Source organism: Sphaerimonospora sp. CA-214678, from assembly GCF_050942215.1.
Classification (GTDB): Bacteria; Actinomycetota; Actinomycetes; order Streptosporangiales; family Streptosporangiaceae; genus Sphaerimonospora.
Map to the genome: position 1 here is coordinate 4,271,981 of NZ_CP192056.1, position 17,713 is coordinate 4,289,693.

The window sequence follows — 17,713 nt, forward strand, 5'->3', positions numbered from 1 at the left end:
GGAGCAGTGATGGATGGCATCCACGACACCGGCGGAATGGACGGGTACGGCCCCGTCCAGTATCAGCAGGACGAGCCCGTCTTCCACTATGAGTGGGAAGGTCGCGTACTCTCGATCCTGACCTGGATGCATCTAAAAGGAATCTCCTGGTGGGACAAGTCCCGCTTCTTCCGCGAGATGATGGGCAACGAGAATTACGTGAACGAGATCCGTAATTCGTACTACACGCACTGGCTGAGTGCGGCAGAGCGACTGCTCGTCTCCGAGAGGATCATCACGGAGCAGGAGCGGCTCCACCGTCTGGAGGAGATTCAGGCGGGCCTGTACAGGGACCGGAAGCCGAGCAAGACATTCGATCCTGCCGAGATCGATAGAGCGATCGAGGAGATGCACGAGCCGCGATCACTCGTACTGCCGGGCCCCGAGCCCTCGTACCAGGAGGGCGACCGGGTACTGGTGAAGAACATGAACCCGAGCGGACACACTCGGTGCCCGAAGTACGTCCGCAACCGAGTCGGCGAGATCGCCATGTCGCACGGGCCGCAGATCTATCCCGAAAGCAGTTCAGCCGGCCTGGGCGCTGACCCGAAGCCGCTCTATACGGTCGCGTTCTCGGCCACAGAGCTGTGGGGTGACGACGGAAATCCAAGGGACACCATCTACGTCGACCTGTGGGAGCCCTACCTGACCTCCGCGGCTGCATGAAAGGGAAGTGAATAATGACCGAGCATCTTAGTCACTATAGCGAGTACGAAGCACGGACGAAGGCAATCGAGACCCTGCTCTATGAGCGCGGAATCGTGAACCCGGACGCGGTCGACCGCATCGTCCAGTATTACGAGAGCGACCTCGGCCCGCTGAACGGCGCGAAGGTGGTCGCACGGACCTGGGTCGATTCCGCTTACCGGGACTGGGTGGCCCGTGACGCGACGGCCGCCATGGCTTCACTCGGATACGCGGGCGAGCAGGCTCACCAGATCACCGCGGTGTTCAACGACAGCAAGACCCATCACGTGGTGGTCTGCACCCTGTGCTCATGCTATCCGTGGCCGGTACTGGGCCTGCCCCCGGCCTGGTACAAGAGCATGGAATACCGCTCGCGGGTCGTCGCGGATCCACGCGGCGTCCTGAGGCGGGACTTCGACCTCGACATCCCCGACGACGTCGACGTCCGAGTGTGGGACAGCAGCTCGGAGATTCGATACATCGTCATCCCCGAGCGTCCCGCCGGCACCGAGGGCTGGACCGAGGAGCAGCTGATCACGCTGGTCACACGTGATGCGATGATCGGCGTCAAGAAGGCGCTGACGCCTCGGGAGGTCGCGGCATGACGGCTCAGGAGATCTCCCTCCCCCCGATGTCCGGGCAGGGTGCGCCCCCGCGGCAGAACGGCGAGCTGGTATTCACCGAGCCCTGGGAGGCGACGGCATTCGGGGTCGCCGTCGCCCTGTCCAACCAGGGAACGTATAACTGGGAACACTTCCGGCAGAGGCTTATCAAGGCGATCGCCGACTCTGGCGGATGTGAGGCCTACTACGAAAGCTGGGCGAAGGCACTCGAAGCCAGTGTGATCGACGCCGGAATCCTTCCGGAACAGGAGATTCTGGATCGCATGGCCGCACTACAACAGCCTCACTAGCATATATCCGTTGGCCGGCGATCCAGGCCAGGGCATGGATCGCCGGCCAACTCGATTCGGAGAGACAACCGGCCGGCGTTCTCGCGGAGCAGGTGAATTCGCTTCCCCTGCTCGGATCATCATCACGGTGATGATCAGTTGATGCGGTCGTGTGCCTGACGGAGCAGCATGAGCATCATCGCGGTGATCCCAGAGATGCGCTCGGGTACGTCCGCACCGCATCATCGAATCACTCCAGGAGAAGCCGCCGAGGCGCCGATCGATACGACTCGACGCCGAACCCTCCGCTGAAGAACCCGAACCTATCGATGTCGTCGTGTCAGGGCGGCCGAGAAGCCGATGCGGTTCCGGCGCACCCTTCGTCACAGTGATCAGGCTTCGCCACCCGCTCGACGAGGAACCACCGCCAACCGTCCGTCTGGAATGGCCGCAGGAGCCAAGACTTTCCGGGGCACCACCCATCGGCCGGTACATCGGCTACGACTCGACACTCTCACGCACCAGAACAGGAGGCGACACCCGTTGAGTTCACTGTCCCGCACGCGTCGTTTGAGTTGGGGCAGGGTATGGGTCACGCTGACCGCCCTGCTCGCCCTGCTACTGGCCGGATGTGGCACGACCGAAGGTAGAGACTCAACCCTTGCGGGACCGCCGACGCTGACCATCGCCACCAGCTTCGCGATCGAGAATCTCGACCCGCTGGAGAACGGTTTCTGGGGTCCGGAGTTCGGTTACGTCGAACTGCTCATGCGACCCACCCACGGCGGCGAGCCGACACCATGGGTGCTGTCCGAGCTGACCAACTCCGGGCCGTCGACCTGGGTGCTGCGACTCAGCGAGGGGATCACGTTCCAGAACGGCGCGCCACTGGACGGTGCCGCGCTGGCCGCACTGCTGACCTATCAGCTCGCCGAGAACCCCAGCTTCGCCGCCGCTCTGCCGAATGCGAAGGCCAAGGCGACGGGCCCGCTCGAAGTCACCCTCACCACCTCGCGGCCCGCTCCCAACGTGCCGGCGCTGCTCGCGGACGAAGGAATGGTTCCGGTCTACGACGTGGCCGCCTACAAGCGCCACCTCGACTCCGGCGCGCCCGCGAGCCGGCTGACCACCGCCGGGCTCTACACCGGGCCGTACACGGTGGACAGCCTGGACGCCGAGTCGATGCGGCTGTCACCGCGTTCGGACTACTGGGACGGCATCCCCGCCCTGGCGAAGCTGACGGTCCGGTTCGTCCCCGAGGCGTCGGCGCGCATCCAGGCCGTGCAGGCCGGGGAGGCCGATCTCGCGCTTTATCCGCCGACGGCCAGCGCGACCACTCTCGAAGGCCGCACCGACTCCTTCTTCGTCACCGGAGAGCCGACAGGCCCGACGTTCATGCTGCAGCTCAACCAGCATGAGCCTCCGTTCGACGACCCGCTGGTCCGGCGCGCGGTATACGCGGGCATCGACTACGAGGAGCTGGCGAACGAGGTGATGAACGGCCTGTACGCCCCGGCGATCGGCCTCTACACGGACAACCGTCCCTGGGCGGAGAAGACCCAGATCACGGACATCGCGGCAGCCGAGGCTCTGCTCGACCAGGCGGGCTGGACCCGTCAGGGCGAGGGGCCGCGCACCCGCGGCGGAGCCCCGCTGCGGTTCGTGATCACCACCTATCCTCAGCAGCCCGACTCCGACGTGCTCGCGCTGGCGATCCAGGCACAACTGACCAAGGTCGGTATCGACGTCGAGATCCAGCAGGTCCCCGACATCAACGCCACCCTTGAGCAGGCCACCGGCTGGAACGCCGCGATCTCCGGCAACGGTTTCATCTCGTTCGGCGGCGACTACATCACACCGCTGGCCAACTACCTGCGCACCAAGGGGCCGCGGAACCACATGGGCGTGTCCGATCCGCACCTGGACGCGCTCATCGACCGGCTCTCCGTCGAACTCGACACCGAACGCCGCGACGAGCTGCTGAGGCAGATCCAGCGGCACATCGCCGACAACGGCCACCTGGGCTACGTCGGCATCCGGTTGCCCGCCGTGGTCGCCAACGCCGGCTGGCGGGGATATCAGGTACCCGTCTCCAACCTCTGGGTCGACGCGAGGACCGCACCCTCGGCGGGACCTGACGACGAGGCCGCTCAATGACGGTCATCCCGCGGCGGATCGGACAGGCACTCGTAACACTTCTCGGCGCAAGCCTGATCGTGTTCGGCATGCTTACGGTCACCCCCGGGGACCCCGCGCACCGTGTGCTCGCGGCCCGTGGCATAACCGAACCCACCCCGGCGGCGGTCGCGGCCGTTTCGGATGAGCTGCGATTGAACGACCCCATCTTGGTCAGGTTCGGCGGCTGGGTGAGCGGCGTGGTCACCGGTGATCTCGGCGTGTCCTGGCGGACCGGGCGGCCGGTGGCCGACGAGTTCGTCACCCGGCTGCCCGCGACGTTACGGCTGGCCGGGGTGGCGATGGCGCTGGCGGTGGTGCTGGCGCTCCTGCTGGGCACCATCGCCGCCGCGGCCCCAGGGCGCTGGCCCGACACCGTGTTCCGCGCAGTCGCACTGGGGATGCTGGCGGTGCCCAGCTTCGTGTTCGGGGTCATCGTGCTCGACGTGCTCGTGGTGCGCGCGGGACTCGGGCGTGTGATCGCCGATGGGAGCTGGGGAACGGTGTTCCTGCCCGCCCTCACCCTCGCACTCGCCCCCGCCGCGAACTGGTCGCGAGTGCTGCGCACCAGCCTGCTCGAGGCGGGGTCGGCGCCCTACCTGCAGGTCTGCGCGGCGCGCGGGGCAAGCCGCCGACGACTTCTGTGGGTGCATCAGCTGCCCAACGCCGCCCCTCCCTTCCTGACCCTGATCGGGCTGGGAGCGGCGGCACTGATCGGCGGGGCCCCGATCGTCGAAAGCGTGTTCACCTGGCCGGGGATCGGCCGCTACACCATCGAGGCGATCGACGCCAGGGACATGCCCGTCGTCATTGGATTCACTCTGGTCGCGGTCGTCGTATATGTGGTCGCCAGCCTCGTCATCGACCTGGCGTGCGCGGTGCTCGACCCGCGGCTGCGCGCCGATCGGGCGGCGGCATGAGCGCGGTAGGCATCCTGCTGCGACCGGAGGTCCCCGCACCGCCGCCCGCCGTTCGGTCGGTGTGGCCGGCGTTGCTGCGCCGCCCAGCCGCGCGGGTCGGGCTGACACTGGCCGCGGTGCTCGCACTCGCCGCCTTCCTGGGTCCGTTGCTGACCGTCGACCCCGATGTGCCCGACTACGCCACCAAACTCGCGCCCCCGAGTTCCGCGCACTGGTTGGGCACCGACCATGCCGGTCGCGACCTGCTGGCGCGCACCCTGGCGGGGGCGCGGACCTCGCTGGGGGCGGCCCTGCTCGTGATGACGATCGCGGGCGTGGTCGGGTTGCTGGTCGGTACGCTCGCGGGCGCGATCGGTGGCGTCGTCGACACCGTGCTCACCCGAGCGACGGATGTGCTGCTCGGTCTGCCATCGCTGGTATTGACCCTGGCCGTGGTCGGGGTGCTCGGACCGGGGTTCTGGAACCTGGTGCTGGCCATGTCCGCGACCAGTTGGGCGGGGCTGGCCCGACTGGCCCGCAGCGTCGCCAGGGGCAGCATGCGACGACCCGACGTTCTCGCCGCCCGCATGGCCGGCGTCGGCTCGGTACGCAGCATAGCCGGGCACGTCGTTCCCAATGTGGCCAGCCAGGTCGTCGTCGCGGCGACTCTCGGGCTGGGTGAGGCGGTGCTCGCACTGGGCGGGCTGTCGTTCCTCGGGCTCGGTGCGCAGCCTCCCACGTCCGAGTGGGGGACCATGCTCGCCACCGGTCGTGAAACCTTCGCGTACGCCCCCTGGCAGTTGCTCGGCCCAGGGCTGGGACTGGTTCTGTCGGTCGCAGCGGCCGCGCTGATCAGCGACGCACTGCGCGATGTCACCGACCCGGGGAGAGCCAAATGATCCCACTCATGGTGGAAGGCCTCACGGTCACCTACCCCAACGGGCACCGCGCTCTCGAGGACGTCACACTGCGGGTCGGCATCGGCGAGCGGTGGGGCGTGGTCGGACGATCCGGCAGCGGTAAGACGACACTGGTCCGCGCAATCCTCGGGCTGCTGCCCCCGGGCACTCAGACCGCCGGCAGCATCCGCGTCGGCGATCGGGAGGTGCTTGGAGCCTCCGAGCGGGCGCTGCAGGAGCTGCGGGGACCGCGCGTCGGGTACGTGCCGCAAGACCCGTTCGCAGCCTACGACCCGTTACGTACGGTCAGACATCACGTCGCCGAGGCCTGGTCGGCGCACGGCCGTACCCCACCCGCCGGGGCAGTCGCCGATGCGCTGGGCGCCGTGGGAATCGATGACGCGCCACGGCGGATCAGAAACCACCCGCACCAGTGGTCGGGTGGCATGCTCCAGCGAGCCACTCTCGTTACCGGAACGGCGCACGCCCCGGTGCTCACTCTCGCCGATGAGCCGACCAGCGCCCTGGACGCCGAGCTCGCCGACGACATGCTCGCGCTGCTGCGGCGTCGCTGCGGCGCGATGCTGCTGATCAGCCATGATCTGGCCCTGGTGGCCCGGCACACCGGGTCCGTACTCGTGCTGGCCGATGGGCGGGTGGTCCAGCGCGGCCCGGCCACCGCCCTGCTGCACGCTCCAGCCGCTGAGGAGACCAGGCGGCTCGTGGCGGCCGCGAAACCGTCACCGCGACGGAGCATGTCCACTGCACGATCAAGTACGAAACCGGTGGTCGCCGAGGTTCGCGGCGTCTCGCGACGCTACGGGCGGGGGCCTGACGCCGTGACCGCTGTCGACAATGTGTCTGTCACTCTCACCGCAGGCGAGGTCGTCGGGGTGATCGGCCGCTCCGGCTCGGGCAAGTCGACCCTGGCCAGGATCATCGGCGGCATGGAGCGGCCCGACGCCGGCATCGTCAGCCTGAACGGACGGGATGCCTGGGCACAACGGCGCACCCTGCGACCCGGATTCGTCATGCCGATCTTCCAGGATCCGGTGGCCAGCCTCGACCGGCGCTGGACGCTGTGGCGAACGCTGACCGAGCCCCTGCTCGCCCGCGGTGAGCGCCATCCCCGCGCGCATCGCCGTGAATTGGCCCGGCAGGCACTCGCCCGCGTCGGGCTCACAGGAATCGACGTCGATCGCACACCCGCGAGCCTGTCAGTCGGACAGGCCCAGCGCGTCGCGATCGCAAGAGCACTCCTAGCCCGCCCCGCCCTGCTGATCGCCGACGAGCCGACGGCCAGCCTCGACGTCGTCGCCGCAGCCGAGATCACCGCCCTGCTCCGCGCCGTCGCCGACGACGGCACCGCCCTGCTGGTCGTCAGCCACGACCAGCAGCGTCTCGCCGGCTACGCCGACCGCATCGTCACCATGACCGCCGGTCGCCTGATTCAGGAAGGACAGCTTTACTATGCCGCAGCCAGCTGAACGGACACTGCTGCTGGTCGCCCGCCCAACTCCTGCGGGCGTCGACGGCCGATCGCTGCGATCCCTGGCCGCCGCCGTCACCGACCGCACCGACCAGCCGGTCCGCATCGCGTACCTCGACCAGGCCGACCCCTCGGTCCACGCCGCGCTTGACGACGAGCTCGCCGGCGGATGCGAAGCGGTGCTGATCATCCCGCTGGCGATCCCTGACGACCGCTACCTCTCCGCCTGGATCGGGCGCGCTGTCGCGAACTGGCGCGAGACCCGCAACCGCGATCTCGACATCCGTATCGCACCGGGGCTCAGCTCCGTCCCTGGAACCGCCGAACTCATCGCGCGACTGGGCGCGTCCGACGGCGCCGCGATCACGACATCCCCCTCCGGGTTTCGCAGCCCGGCGTGGTCCGTCATGCAGATCCCGAACCGTCATCTCCTGGTCTGCCGCGGCCCTCGCTGTACCGCCTACGGCGCGGGAGCGACACACCGCGTCTTGTCCGAGTCGACCCGCGGCACGACGACCCTGGTCAGTCCCATCGGCTGCCTCGGCCCCTGCAACCTCGGACCACTGGTGATCGACAACCCAGCCGGCCGATGGCACCAGGCGGTCGACCCGGCCAAAGCCATGGAACTCGGACGGGTGCCTCGGCGGGGCTGAGAAAACAGAGAAAGATATAGATCCCGATCAACGGAAATAGGTCAATTGCTCTATATGACCTGCACACTTTCCGGACAACCGCGCTCACGAGCGCTACCCGCCGGCGAGCCGGTCGAGCAGCATGCGCAGCTGTGCGGTCTCCGCGGCGTCCAACCCCCGGAAGGACGCGGCCAGGGCGTCGGCGACAAGCGGGGCGACCTCGCGGTGCAGTTCCACGCCGCGCTCGCTCAGCCGTACGAGCACGCGGCGCCGGTCGGCGTGATCGAGGTTGCGGTAGACCAGCGCCCGATCGACCAGCCGGTCCACCGCCCGGGTGAGCGTAGGACCCGTGATGACGGCCACCGCGGCGATGTCGCTCATCGCCACCCCCTCCGTCACCGCCAGCACGTCCAGCACCCGCCACTGATCCACCGTGAGCCCGGTCCCGGTGAGCGCCCGCCCGGTCTCGGTGTTGAGCCGCGCGGCGACGCGGTTGAGCGTGAGCGGCAGGACGCGAAGCGTCGCCTCGTCGTGTTCGGTCCGCATCCGCGGCCACCTCCCTTGAAGGTTTCTCTTCCTATGGTGATACTTCCAGATGGAGATGTTCATTGTCTCAACAGCCACACGGAGGTGGTGCCGTGACCAAGCGGTACCAAATCGGCCTGGTCGTTCCCCTGCGGGGGCCGGGTGGCATCTTCGGGCCCTCCTGCGAGGCCGTGGCCGATCTCGCCGCGGCCCATCTCAACGACAACGGCGGCATCCTCGGCAGGGAGGTCGCGATCGAGGTCGTCGACGCGAGCGGCCGGCCCGCCGAGCTACGCGGGCGCATAGCCGGACTGCTCGACGCCGGACGGATCGACGCGATCACCGGGTGGCACATATCCACCGTCCGGGAGAACCTCTCCTCCGTCGTCGCCGACCGGGTGCCCTACGTCTACACGTCCCTCTACGAGGGGGGCGAGTCACGCCGCGGCATCTTCTGCTCCGGGGAGACCCCCGGGCTGCAGGTGGGCCCCGCGCTGAACTGGCTGCGGCGGAACATGGGGCTGCGGCGCTGGGCGATCGTCGGCTCCGACTACATCTGGCCGAGGCGCACGGCCCGGGTGGTGCGTCAGTACTGCCGGGCGTTCGGGCTCGACCTGGTCGAGGAGATCTACGTCAGGTACGGCACCCCGAGCTTCGCGGCCACGCTCCCCCGGCTGGAGGCCGGCCGCGCCGAGGGAGTCCTCATGCTCATGGTCGGCAGCGACGCGGTGAAGTTCAACCGGGCCTTCGCCCGGCGTGGCCTGCACGAGCGCATGGTGCGCTTCGCGCCGCTCATGGAGGAGAACATGCTCCTGGCCAGCGGGGTGGACGCCACCGAGAACCTCTTCGTCGCGGCCGGGTACTTCAAGTCCCTCGCCACCGCCGACGCGCTCGACCTCATGTCGGCCTATGTGGAGCGCTTCGGGCCCGGCGCCCCTCCCCTGAACAACGCGGCCGAGTCATGCTATGAGGGCATCATGGCCCTGGCCGCGTTGAGCGACCGGGCCGGGTCGGCCGATCTGAGCGACATCGTCCGGCACTCCGCTGGCGTCGGCTACGAGGGGCCGCGCGGCACGATGACGATCTCTGGCGGTCACACGCACCAGACGGTCTACCTGGCCGCGGCGGGCGGCTACGAGTTCGACGTCATCGACGCGCTCGAGCCGATGACCTCATAGGCGTCATCCTCGGTGACCGAAATCGTACCGGTCGCCGCCGTCGGCCTGATCGCCTGCTCAGATCGGCATGTCGTCCGGTCACGTGAACAAGGCTCTCGCGGCCCAGGTCGTCATCGACGCCGGGGCCGCGTCAGGGCGCCGAGGAGGCGGAGGCGGGCGAGGCCGCCGTCGGGATAGATGTCGAGCCGCACATGGGTGACCGTACGCTCGTCGTCCAGGCGGAATCGGTGCCGTGTGTCCGGCTGCAGCCGGGTCCTGGGCAGCAGCGGGAACCAGGCTCCGGCGTCGTCGAGCGCAACCCCGCGCGCGTCGATGCCGCGCAGCGAGGCCGCGCCAGGTGCGTTGTAGATCAGGTGCGCGGTGTCCAGTTCGGCGACGGCGACCGTACCCGGGCCGGCCAGCGCCACGATGAGCCAGTCGTTGCCGCCGTCCCGCCGCCTGGCGGTCTCCCATCCCTCGGCCTGGTGCCGGGACAGGCCCGGGGCTATGACGTTGCCCGGCGGCGAGTAGAACTCGTCCGAGCAGGCGATGACGCGCCCCCCGTTCTCCAGGGCGGCGAGATCGACGGTGAGCCCGTACAGGAACGCCCGGTCGGGCACCACCTCGCCGTGCACCCGCAGCCGGGCGACGCCGCCGTCGGGGAAGACGTTCAGCCGCACGTGCGTGAAGCGGCGCGGATCGGCGACCGGGAACTCGTGTACGGCGTCGCCGGTCAGCGGGCTCTTCGGCACGATCTCCACCCACCCGGTCAGCTCGTCCACCGCCGGATGTCCCTCGGCCGCGCACGCCTCCACCGAGGCGTACGGCGGGTGGTTGCCCTTGAACCAGGCCGTGTCGACGACCACGCCCCGGACGATCCCGGGCAGGCCGAGCCGTACGATCGCCCAGTCGTGGCCGGGGTCGCGCCGCCGCCGGGTCTCCCACCCGTCGTAGACCTGCCCCTTCGGTCCGAACGTGTGCGGCCGGAACTCGGGCCGCCCCGGCCTGATCAGGGCCTCCCGCTCGGCGAACGACTCGTCACTGGCCGCGACGACCGCCCCGCCGTACGTCCGCAGGGCGAGATCGGGCAGCCGGGTGAACGGGCTCACCCCGACTCCGTGCCGCGAACCTCCCAAAACCGTGCTCATGACCCGGCCAGGAATCGCCCGCGCGGGGTAAGGAAATCGACGGGCTCGCCGCGCAGCCAGGTGGTGCGGACGACGCCCGCGAGCGTACGGCCGTGATAGGGCGTGAACGGGTTGCGGTGATGGAGGGCCGCCGCGTCGACGGTGAACTCGGCGCCGGGGTCGAAGGCCACGAGATCGGCGTCGGCGCCGACCCTGATCACCCCCTTGTACGGCAGGCCGACCAGCGTGGCGGGTCCCTCGGCCATCCAGCGCGCGATCTCACGCAGGCCGTGCCCACGAGAACGGGCCTCGGTCCACACGGCGGGCAGGCCGAGCTGCAGCGAGGAGATGCCGCCCCACGCGTGGGCGAAGTCCGCCGCCTTCAGCTCGGGCGGCGACGGCGAGTGATCGGAGACGACGCCGATGAGGACGCCCTCGGCCAGCGCATCCCACAGGGCGTCGCGGTTGGCCGCCGCCCTGATCGGGGGGCAGCACTTGTACGCGGGCCCGGCGACCTCCTCGGCGGCGAGCGTCAGATAGTGCGGACAGGTCTCGGCGGTGATCCGCACCCCCTCGTCCCAGGCCCGGCGCAACGGCTCCAGGCAGGCGGCGGCCGACACGTGCACGATGTGGGCGCGGGCTCCGGTCGCAGCGGCAAGCTCGATCACCTGCTCGACGGCCCGCCGCTCGGCCTCCCCCGGTCGAGATCGCAAAAAATCTGCATATTTCGGGCCGTCCGGGTCGGTGAGCAGCGCGGGATCCTCGGCGTGGACGATCAGCAGCCCGTCGAAGGAGGCCACCTCGGCCAGCGCGTCCGCCAGCCCGGCCCGGTCCAGCGCGGGGAACTCCGCCACCCCCGACGGGGACAGGAAGCACTTGACCCCGAACGCCCCGGCCTCGTGCAGCGGTCGCAACTCGGCCAGGTTCCCGGGGATCGCGCCGCCCCAGAAGCCGACGTCGATGTGGCACCGCCCCCGCGCCGCCCGCCGCTTGGTCTCCAGGGCGGCCACGCTGACCGTGGGCGGCAGCGAGTTGAGCGGCATGTCGACGATCGTCGTGACCCCGCCGGCCGCCGCAGCCCGGGTGGCCGTGTCGAAGCCCTCCCAGTGGGTCCGGCCGGGCTCGTTGACGTGCACGTGGGTGTCCACCAGGCCGGGCAGGAGCGCCAGGTCGCCGAGGTCCACCAGCCGCCGCGCGGCCGGCACCTCGTCGTACGCGTACAGCGCGGCGATCTTCCCGTCCCGTACGGCCACCGCCAGCGCGCGCTCCCCCTCCGGCGTCACCACCCGCCGCGATCTCACCACGACATCGAACCCGGCGGCATCCAACTCACCCCCGTGGTGATCTTGCGATTTCTCGCAGGGATCACCCCTGACCTGCCATTCCCCCGGTCGTGATCTTGCAGAAACTCGCACCCATGCCTCCTGACCTGCCCCGACAGCATTGGTGATCTTGCACGGGCGTGTACGGAGACCCGCTGCGCTCGCACCGGAGCGGGCAGACATTCAACCGAGTCGGCCTTCACGCCGCCCCCAGGAGACGGCGGTGTGCCCGAGCCCCCGCCTCGGCCGCCGCGGCGTCGGAGACCGTACGGAGCTCACCGTCCTCCACCACGGTCCGGCCGCCGACCAGGAGCCGGGCAAGCGGCGGCGTCTGGCCGTACGCGAAGGCGACCACGGGGTCGTCTATGGCGGCGTGGAAACCGCCGAGCCGCCACAGGGCGATATCGGCCAGCTTGCCCGCCTCGAGCGAGCCGATCTCGGCGGCACGGCCGAGACACCCGGCCCCGCCGATGGTGGCCAGCTCCAGCGCCCGGCGGGCGGTCAGCGCGCTCGGGCCGTACCGCGCGCGCTGCATCAGCATGGCCATCCTGATCTCACCGGCGAGCGGCGTCATCTCGCTGGAGGCGGCGCCGTCCACGCCGAGGCCGACCGGCGCGCCGGCGCGCAGCAGGTCTGCCACGCGGGCGATGCCGGCGCCGAGGCGGCCGTTCGACGAGGGGCAGTGGGCCACGCCGGTGCCGGTCTCGGCGAAGCGGCGGACGTCCTTGTCGGTGAGGTGGACGCAGTGGGCCAGCCAGACGTCGGGGCCGAGCCAGCCGAGACCGTCGAGGTACTCGACCGGGAGCATGCCGAACTGTTCCCGGCAGTGCTCGTCCTCGTCGGCGGTCTCGGCGATGTGCGTGTGCAGTCGTACGCCGTGGGAGCGCGCGAGCTCGGCCGAGCGGATCATGAGATCGCCGCTCACGGAGAACGGCGAACACGGGGCGACCCCGACCCGCAGCATCGACCCGAAGGACGGATCGTGAAATTTCTGGATCGCTTCCTCGGTGGCCCGCAGGATCTCGTCGGCATCCTCCACCACGTCGTCGGGGGGCAGGCCGCCCTGCGATCTTCCCCGGTCCATTGAGCCCCGGCACGGGTGGAACCGCAGCCCGACCCGTCGCGCCGCGTCGATCTCCGCCTCGAACAGGTCGCCTCGCCCCCGGGGGAAGACGTAGTGGTGGTCGGTCGAGGTGGTGCAGCCCGACTTGGCCAGCCAGGCCAGCCCCGCCGTCGCCGCACCCGACACCACCTCGGCGTCCAGCCTCGCCCACAGCCGGTAGCTCGCCATCAGCCACTCGAACAGCGTCCCGTCGGGCATCACCCCCTGGGCGGCCCATTGGTAGAGGTGGTGATGGGTGTTGACGAGCCCGGGGGTCGCCAGGCAGCCGGAGCCGTCGACGCGGTCGGCCCCCTCGGGTACGGCCGCGGCGGGGCCGGGGCCGACGGCGGCGATCCGGTCGCCTTCGACGACGATGTGGCCGCAGGGGATCTCCTCGCCTACCACGGGCGTGATGTAGGCGTTCTCGATGACGACTCGGCGGACTGCAAGATCACCCAAGGAGAACTCCCAGGTAGGGCGGCATCGGTGCGAGTTTCTGCAAGATCACGGATAGTGGACGGCCAGGTCGGAGGGCACGCCTGCGAGAATTCGCAAGATCACGGGGAGGGGGTGGTGGCGCGCCGGGCCGCGGCGAGGCGGACGGCTTCGATGATCTTCTCGTATCCGGTGCATCGGCACAGATTGCCCGCCAGGGCCTCCCTGATCTCGGCGTCCTCCGGCACCCGCCCCGCCTCCCGCTCGATCAGCGCGTGCGCCTGCACGACGAGCCCGGGCGTGCAGAAGCCGCACTGTACGGCTCCCGCCTCGACGAAGGCGCGCTGCACCTCGTGCAGTCCGCCTTCCCCGGCCGGGTCGTCCCCGGAGACGAGGCCCTCGACCGTGACCACCTCGCGGCCCTCCGCCTGACCCGCCGCGACCAGGCAGGCGCAGACCGGCGTGCCGTCCAGATAGACCGTGCAGGACCCGCACTCGCCCTGTTCGCACGCGTTCTTGGCGCCCGGCAGGCCGAGCCGTTCCCGCAGCACGTAGAGCAGGCTCTCGCCCTCCCACACGTCGTCGGCGGCCATCCGCCGGCCGTTGACCGTGACGTTCACCCTCATCTGGCGCCCCCCGCCCGCAGATAGTCGTGCCAGGCCCAGCCGAGCGTGCGGCGGGCCATCACGGCCAGGGCGTGCGACCGGTAGGCCGCCCGTCCTCGTACGTCGTCGATCGGCGCGGCGGCCGCCGCCACCAGCTCCCCGAAGCGCCGGGCGACCTCCCCGTCCAGCGCCGAGCCGCCCGTCCAGTCGAGCTCGCCCGCCAGGAACGCCTCGGCGGCGACCGCCCGCAGCGGTGTCGGCGCCGCCGACCCGATCCCGGTCCCCACTCGCCGGGCTCCCGGCCGGCCGGAGCCGTCGAGCGCGATCGCGAACGAGCACACCGCGATCACCATGGCGTTCCTGGTGCCGATCTTGGAGAAATACTGAGGTCCGGCGGCGACCGGCACCCGTACCGCGCGGATCAGCTCGTCGGGGGCGAGCGCGTTGCGCTTCACCCCGGTGTAGAACTCGGCGACCGGGATCAGTCGCGTCCCGCGCACCGACTCGGCCTCGACGATCCCGCCGGAGGCCAGCAGCGGGGGGTGGCCGTCGCCGGCCGGGGAGGCGGCGCCGAGGTTGCCGGCGAGCGTGCCCCGGTTCCGGATCTGCGGCGAGCCGACGGTGCGGGACGCCTGGGCCAGGCCCGGCAGCACCTCGCCCAGCTCGTCGATCAGCCGGGCGTAGGTGACCCCGGCGCCCACACGGATCCACTCCCCCTCCCGCGACCAGCCGGTCAGCTCGCCGACCGGAGTGAGGTCGAGCAGCGCGGCCGGGCGGCCCCTGTCGAGGTTGATCTCCACCATCACGTCGGTGCCGCCCTGGATCGGCGTCGCCTCCGGCCGCTCCGCCTTCAGCTCCAGCGCCTCCGCCCAGGTGCGGGCGCGCAGAAAGTCCATGGGCTACTCCCAGGCCGGTCCGGGGTCGGGGGCGTCCTCGCGCAGCACCGTGCCCTCGATCAGTCCGTACGGCCTTTCGGCCGCGAGGAAGATCTCCCCTTCGTTGTCCAGCCCGAACGGCGAAAGGTCCACGGCGAAGTGGTGCTTGTTCGGCAGTGAGAGCCGCACCTCGCAGATCTCGGGACAGTCGACGAGCACCCGCGTGCCCATGGCGTAGAGGGTCTGCTGCAGCGACCGGCTGTAGGTGCCGGCGAAGGCGGTGAGCAGGGCCTGACAGGCTGTTTCGTGTGATTTGTCCCAGTCGGCCGGTGGTTCGGCATGCCGCCACGACGCCGCCACCTCGGTGGCGAGCACGCGGTCGCCGGTCTCGGCCAGCGTCGTGTACTCGTCCCTGGCGAACCCCCGGAACTCCGAGCCGGTCGTGTTCATGACGACGAGGTTCCGCAGCCCGGAGACGACCCACTCCCCCGACTCGTCCACGTGCACCACACAGGTCCGGGTCCCCCGCCCGGACCTGACGAACGAGTATCCGCCGGAGCCGATGCGCTCCCAGTCGTGCTCCTCAATCGCGACGCGGGCGTGTCGTACCGCCCGATGGGCGCCCGCGAAGTGCCGGGCCAGCAGCAGCGCGAAGTCCTCGATCGCCTCGACGCCGTGCCGCTTGGCGAACGCGTAGACCGTGTTCTTCTGCGTGTCCGTGGGCAGCACTGCCGAGTTGTCCCCGCTCAGGTGGACCTCGGTCATGTCTCCCGACAGCGCCGTGCTGACGTTGAGATCCTTCACCCGGTGCGCGTCCCCGTGCCGGGTGATGCGCACCACCCTCGTCTCCGCCTTGCCGTATCTGTTGGCTCCCAGGACGACCGATAAGCTGCTGGACACGGTTAGCTCCCACGGTAGGTCGAGTAGGCGAAGGGGCTCAGCAGCAGCGGCATGTGACAGTGCTCGCCCGCATCCCTGATCGTGAAGACGACGCTCACCTCCGGGAAGAAGGCGCCCTCCCCCAGATAGGCGCCGGTGTCGAAGACGAGGCGGTAGGTCCCCGGGCGCGGATCGGCGCCGGCCAGCCATTCCCGGCCGAGCGGCGACCAGGTGCCGATCCGGCCGTCTCCGTCGGTACGGCCCTCGGCCACCGGGACGAAACCGCGCGGCGTGCGGCGCGACAGCCGTACGAACACGTCCTGCGCCGGCCGCCCCGCGGCGGTGTCCAGGACGTGGGTGGACAGGCTCATCGCGCCTCCTGCCACAGTTTGGCCAGCCTGAGCTCGACGATCTTGCCCAGCTCCGCGCGGACCACGGCGCGTTCGGTTTCGGCGTCGTTGCCCAGCCGCGCCCGCAGCAGGCCGAGCAGTTCCCGCGCGCCGCGCCCGGTCGCGCTGACCAGGTAGACGTGGCCGAACCGGCTCTCATAGGCGGCGTTACCCGCGCGCAGCGCGTCGAGCACCTCCCGATCGGCGCCCTCCCGATCGGCGGCGTCCACCCGATCCGCTCCGGGCCGACCCGCGCCCCCCTGACCCGCACCCGCCTGACCCGTGCCCACCTGACCCACGCTCGCCTGTTCCGCGCGCGACCAGGCGGCCTCCCGGCCGTCGCCCGCTGGCCGCTCGCCGATGCGGGGATGCACGGCCAGCGCCTCCAGCACGTCGGGCCAGCTCAGCGCGGCCAGCGCCGCCGCGCCCGCCCGGCGCAGCCCGTCGAGGTCCCGGTACGGCCGCCGCGCGGCGACCGCCGACACCCAGCAGGCGCAGGCGCAGCAGGAGCGGAGGTCCGCCCGGCCGAGTTCTCGCATGCCGAAAGTACACAGCGGGCCGGCCATCCGATCCACCGGCGCGAACTCCAACCCTCCGCCTCCGTTGCCCCACCGGTTTGTAGGTTGTGCCAAAGGACCCGCCGCGACCAGGCAGAGTTGTCTGGAAACCAATCGGGGTGTGATTAGCGCGGAGGTCGCGATGTCTCCTTCCACTCTCATCGGCGGGCACGTCTTCGTCGCCGGCGGCCTGGCCACCGGCGGGCTGCGCTACGCCGCCGACATCGGCGCCGAGATGGTCCAGGTGTTCGTCACCAACCCGCGCGGCTGGGCGCTCAGCGCGGGCGACCCCGCGGAGGACGCCAGGCTGCGCGAGTCCGGGATGCCGGTGTTCGTGCACGCCAACTACCTCGTCAACTTCGGTTCGCCGACCGAGGCCACGCTGGAGAACTCGGTGGCGGTCGTCCGCCATACCCTCCGCCGTGCCGCGGCGATCGGCGCGCTGGGCGTGGTCGTGCACACCGGCTCGGCCGTCAGCCAGTCGTACGAGGACGCGATGCGCCAGGTGCGCGAGCACCTGCTGCCGCTGCTGGACGAGATCCCCGACGACGGCCCCGATCTGCTGCTGGAGCCGATGGCCGGGCAGGGCCGGATGCTGTGCGCGACCGTGCAGGATCTGGGGCCCTACCTGGAGGCGCTGGACTTCCACCCCAGGGCTGGGGTGTGCCTGGACACCTGCCACGTGTTCGCAGCGGGACACGATCTGGCCGCCCCCGGCGGCGTACGGCTCACGCTGGACGCGCTGCACGATGTCGCCCCCGGCCGGCTCAAGCTGATCCACGCCAACGACTCCAAGGACCCCTGCGGATCGAAGCGGGACCGGCACGAGAACATCGGCGCCGGTCACATCGGCGCCCAGGCGTTCGCCGACCTGATGCGTCATCCGGTGGCCGCCGGCGTGCCGGTCTGCATCGAGACGCCCGGCAAGGCGGACAAGCACCGGGAGGACATCGAGCTGCTCAGAAAGCTCCGCTGAGCGGGGCCAGGCGGACGGGGTCGCGGCGCGATCCGGCGCCCCCGTGTGGCCG

19 protein-coding genes are annotated in these 17,713 nt (G+C 70.3%); 10 read left to right on the top strand and 9 right to left on the bottom strand.

Features of this window, described 5'->3' with window-relative positions; genetic code table 11:
- The first annotated feature begins 9 nt into the window (after nucleotides 1-9).
- The 8 genes from nthB to ACQP1K_RS19210 all read left to right on the top strand — a co-directional run bounded on the left by nthB (nucleotide 10) and on the right by ACQP1K_RS19210 (nucleotide 7,733).
- Complete coding sequence (gene nthB, locus ACQP1K_RS19175) at nucleotides 10-705, top strand: nitrile hydratase subunit beta (protein ID WP_433497078.1); 696 nt, start codon at nucleotides 10-12, stop codon at nucleotides 703-705.
- Between the two features lie 14 nt (nucleotides 706-719).
- Nucleotides 720-1,331: a nitrile hydratase subunit alpha gene (gene nthA, locus ACQP1K_RS19180; RefSeq protein WP_433497079.1), complete on the top strand. Its 612-nt coding sequence runs from the start codon at nucleotides 720-722 to the stop codon at nucleotides 1,329-1,331.
- Nucleotides 1,328-1,639: a nitrile hydratase accessory protein gene (locus ACQP1K_RS19185; protein WP_433497080.1), complete on the top strand. Its 312-nt coding sequence runs from the start codon at nucleotides 1,328-1,330 to the stop codon at nucleotides 1,637-1,639. The genes nthA and ACQP1K_RS19185 overlap by 4 nt, the downstream gene beginning before the upstream one ends.
- Before the next feature lie 549 nt (nucleotides 1,640-2,188).
- Nucleotides 2,189-3,775: an ABC transporter substrate-binding protein gene (locus ACQP1K_RS19190; RefSeq protein ID WP_433497081.1), complete on the top strand. Its 1,587-nt coding sequence runs from the start codon at nucleotides 2,189-2,191 to the stop codon at nucleotides 3,773-3,775.
- The gene (locus tag ACQP1K_RS19195) at nucleotides 3,772-4,713 is read left to right on the top strand and encodes an ABC transporter permease (protein ID WP_433497082.1); all 942 of its coding nucleotides are present in this window, start codon (nucleotides 3,772-3,774) and stop codon (nucleotides 4,711-4,713) included. Before ACQP1K_RS19190 ends, ACQP1K_RS19195 begins: the two co-directional genes overlap by 4 nt.
- Nucleotides 4,710-5,591 (top strand): ABC transporter permease, encoded by an 882-nt coding sequence (locus ACQP1K_RS19200; RefSeq protein ID WP_433497083.1) that lies wholly within the window; start codon nucleotides 4,710-4,712, stop codon nucleotides 5,589-5,591. The genes ACQP1K_RS19195 and ACQP1K_RS19200 overlap by 4 nt, the downstream gene beginning before the upstream one ends.
- On the top strand, nucleotides 5,588-7,078 hold the full coding sequence (locus ACQP1K_RS19205; RefSeq protein WP_433497084.1) for an ABC transporter ATP-binding protein: 1,491 nt from the start codon (nucleotides 5,588-5,590) through the stop codon (nucleotides 7,076-7,078). The genes ACQP1K_RS19200 and ACQP1K_RS19205 overlap by 4 nt, the downstream gene beginning before the upstream one ends.
- On the top strand, nucleotides 7,062-7,733 hold the full coding sequence (locus tag ACQP1K_RS19210; RefSeq protein WP_433497085.1) for a hypothetical protein: 672 nt from the start codon (nucleotides 7,062-7,064) through the stop codon (nucleotides 7,731-7,733). Before ACQP1K_RS19205 ends, ACQP1K_RS19210 begins: the two co-directional genes overlap by 17 nt.
- A 93-nt stretch (nucleotides 7,734-7,826) precedes the next feature.
- Here ACQP1K_RS19210 and ACQP1K_RS19215 read toward each other — a convergent pair whose 3' ends face one another.
- Nucleotides 7,827-8,258: a MarR family winged helix-turn-helix transcriptional regulator gene (locus ACQP1K_RS19215; RefSeq protein ID WP_433497086.1), complete on the bottom strand. Its 432-nt coding sequence runs from the start codon at nucleotides 8,256-8,258 to the stop codon at nucleotides 7,827-7,829.
- A 92-nt stretch (nucleotides 8,259-8,350) separates the two neighbouring features.
- Between ACQP1K_RS19215 and ACQP1K_RS19220 the strand changes: the two genes are divergently transcribed.
- Nucleotides 8,351-9,415 carry a substrate-binding domain-containing protein gene (locus ACQP1K_RS19220; protein ID WP_433497087.1) on the top strand — a complete coding sequence of 355 codons (1,065 nt, stop codon included), beginning with the start codon at nucleotides 8,351-8,353 and terminating at the stop codon, nucleotides 9,413-9,415.
- Nucleotides 9,416-9,525: 110 nt separating this feature from the next.
- Here ACQP1K_RS19220 and alc read toward each other — a convergent pair whose 3' ends face one another.
- From alc to ACQP1K_RS19260, 8 genes are all read right to left on the bottom strand, one after another.
- Nucleotides 9,526-10,503 (bottom strand): allantoicase, encoded by a 978-nt coding sequence (gene alc, locus ACQP1K_RS19225; RefSeq protein ID WP_433497088.1) that lies wholly within the window; start codon nucleotides 10,501-10,503, stop codon nucleotides 9,526-9,528.
- Nucleotides 10,504-10,538: 35 nt separating this feature from the next.
- Complete coding sequence (allB, locus tag ACQP1K_RS19230; RefSeq protein WP_433497089.1) at nucleotides 10,539-11,822, bottom strand: allantoinase AllB; 1,284 nt, start codon at nucleotides 11,820-11,822, stop codon at nucleotides 10,539-10,541.
- A 220-nt stretch (nucleotides 11,823-12,042) separates the two neighbouring features.
- The gene (locus tag ACQP1K_RS19235) at nucleotides 12,043-13,404 is read right to left on the bottom strand and encodes an 8-oxoguanine deaminase (RefSeq protein ID WP_433497090.1); all 1,362 of its coding nucleotides are present in this window, start codon (nucleotides 13,402-13,404) and stop codon (nucleotides 12,043-12,045) included.
- A 98-nt stretch (nucleotides 13,405-13,502) separates the two neighbouring features.
- Entirely contained in the window at nucleotides 13,503-14,006 is a 504-nt protein-coding gene (locus tag ACQP1K_RS19240; protein ID WP_433497091.1) for a (2Fe-2S)-binding protein, read from the bottom strand.
- Nucleotides 14,003-14,881: an FAD binding domain-containing protein gene (locus tag ACQP1K_RS19245; protein WP_433497092.1), complete on the bottom strand. Its 879-nt coding sequence runs from the start codon at nucleotides 14,879-14,881 to the stop codon at nucleotides 14,003-14,005. Before ACQP1K_RS19245 ends, ACQP1K_RS19240 begins: the two co-directional genes overlap by 4 nt.
- A 3-nt stretch (nucleotides 14,882-14,884) precedes the next feature.
- Nucleotides 14,885-15,760, bottom strand: a complete 876-nt coding sequence (gene pucL / locus ACQP1K_RS19250; RefSeq protein WP_433497093.1) for a factor-independent urate hydroxylase — start codon at nucleotides 15,758-15,760, stop codon at nucleotides 14,885-14,887.
- Nucleotides 15,761-15,762: 2 nt separating this feature from the next.
- On the bottom strand, nucleotides 15,763-16,110 hold the full coding sequence (uraH, locus tag ACQP1K_RS19255) for a hydroxyisourate hydrolase (protein WP_433497094.1): 348 nt from the start codon (nucleotides 16,108-16,110) through the stop codon (nucleotides 15,763-15,765).
- Entirely contained in the window at nucleotides 16,107-16,718 is a 612-nt protein-coding gene (locus tag ACQP1K_RS19260) for a 2-oxo-4-hydroxy-4-carboxy-5-ureidoimidazoline decarboxylase (RefSeq protein ID WP_433497095.1), read from the bottom strand. The genes uraH and ACQP1K_RS19260 overlap by 4 nt, the downstream gene beginning before the upstream one ends.
- Before the next feature lie 109 nt (nucleotides 16,719-16,827).
- Between ACQP1K_RS19260 and ACQP1K_RS19265 the strand changes: the two genes are divergently transcribed.
- On the top strand, nucleotides 16,828-17,661 hold the full coding sequence (locus tag ACQP1K_RS19265; protein ID WP_433497096.1) for a deoxyribonuclease IV: 834 nt from the start codon (nucleotides 16,828-16,830) through the stop codon (nucleotides 17,659-17,661).
- The last annotated feature ends 52 nt before the right edge of the window (nucleotides 17,662-17,713 follow it).

Excerpts from the sequence above, each read along its gene's own strand:
- uraH (WP_433497094.1), bottom strand. The coding sequence starts at position 16,110 with ATGAGCCTGTCCACCCACGTCCTGGACACCGCCGCGGGGCGGCCGGCG.
- ACQP1K_RS19205 (WP_433497084.1), top strand. The coding sequence starts at position 5,588 with ATGATCCCACTCATGGTGGAAGGCCTCACGGTCACCTACCCCAACGGG.
- ACQP1K_RS19240 (WP_433497091.1), bottom strand. The coding sequence starts at position 14,006 with ATGAGGGTGAACGTCACGGTCAACGGCCGGCGGATGGCCGCCGACGAC.
- nthB (WP_433497078.1), top strand. The coding sequence starts at position 10 with ATGGATGGCATCCACGACACCGGCGGAATGGACGGGTACGGCCCCGTC.
- nthA (WP_433497079.1), top strand. The coding sequence starts at position 720 with ATGACCGAGCATCTTAGTCACTATAGCGAGTACGAAGCACGGACGAAG.
- ACQP1K_RS19245 (WP_433497092.1), bottom strand. The coding sequence starts at position 14,881 with ATGGACTTTCTGCGCGCCCGCACCTGGGCGGAGGCGCTGGAGCTGAAG.
- ACQP1K_RS19265 (WP_433497096.1), top strand. The coding sequence starts at position 16,828 with ATGTCTCCTTCCACTCTCATCGGCGGGCACGTCTTCGTCGCCGGCGGC.
- ACQP1K_RS19215 (WP_433497086.1), bottom strand. The coding sequence starts at position 8,258 with ATGCGGACCGAACACGACGAGGCGACGCTTCGCGTCCTGCCGCTCACG.
- ACQP1K_RS19195 (WP_433497082.1), top strand. The coding sequence starts at position 3,772 with ATGACGGTCATCCCGCGGCGGATCGGACAGGCACTCGTAACACTTCTC.
- ACQP1K_RS19210 (WP_433497085.1), top strand. The coding sequence starts at position 7,062 with ATGCCGCAGCCAGCTGAACGGACACTGCTGCTGGTCGCCCGCCCAACT.
- ACQP1K_RS19185 (WP_433497080.1), top strand. The coding sequence starts at position 1,328 with ATGACGGCTCAGGAGATCTCCCTCCCCCCGATGTCCGGGCAGGGTGCG.
- ACQP1K_RS19200 (WP_433497083.1), top strand. The coding sequence starts at position 4,710 with ATGAGCGCGGTAGGCATCCTGCTGCGACCGGAGGTCCCCGCACCGCCG.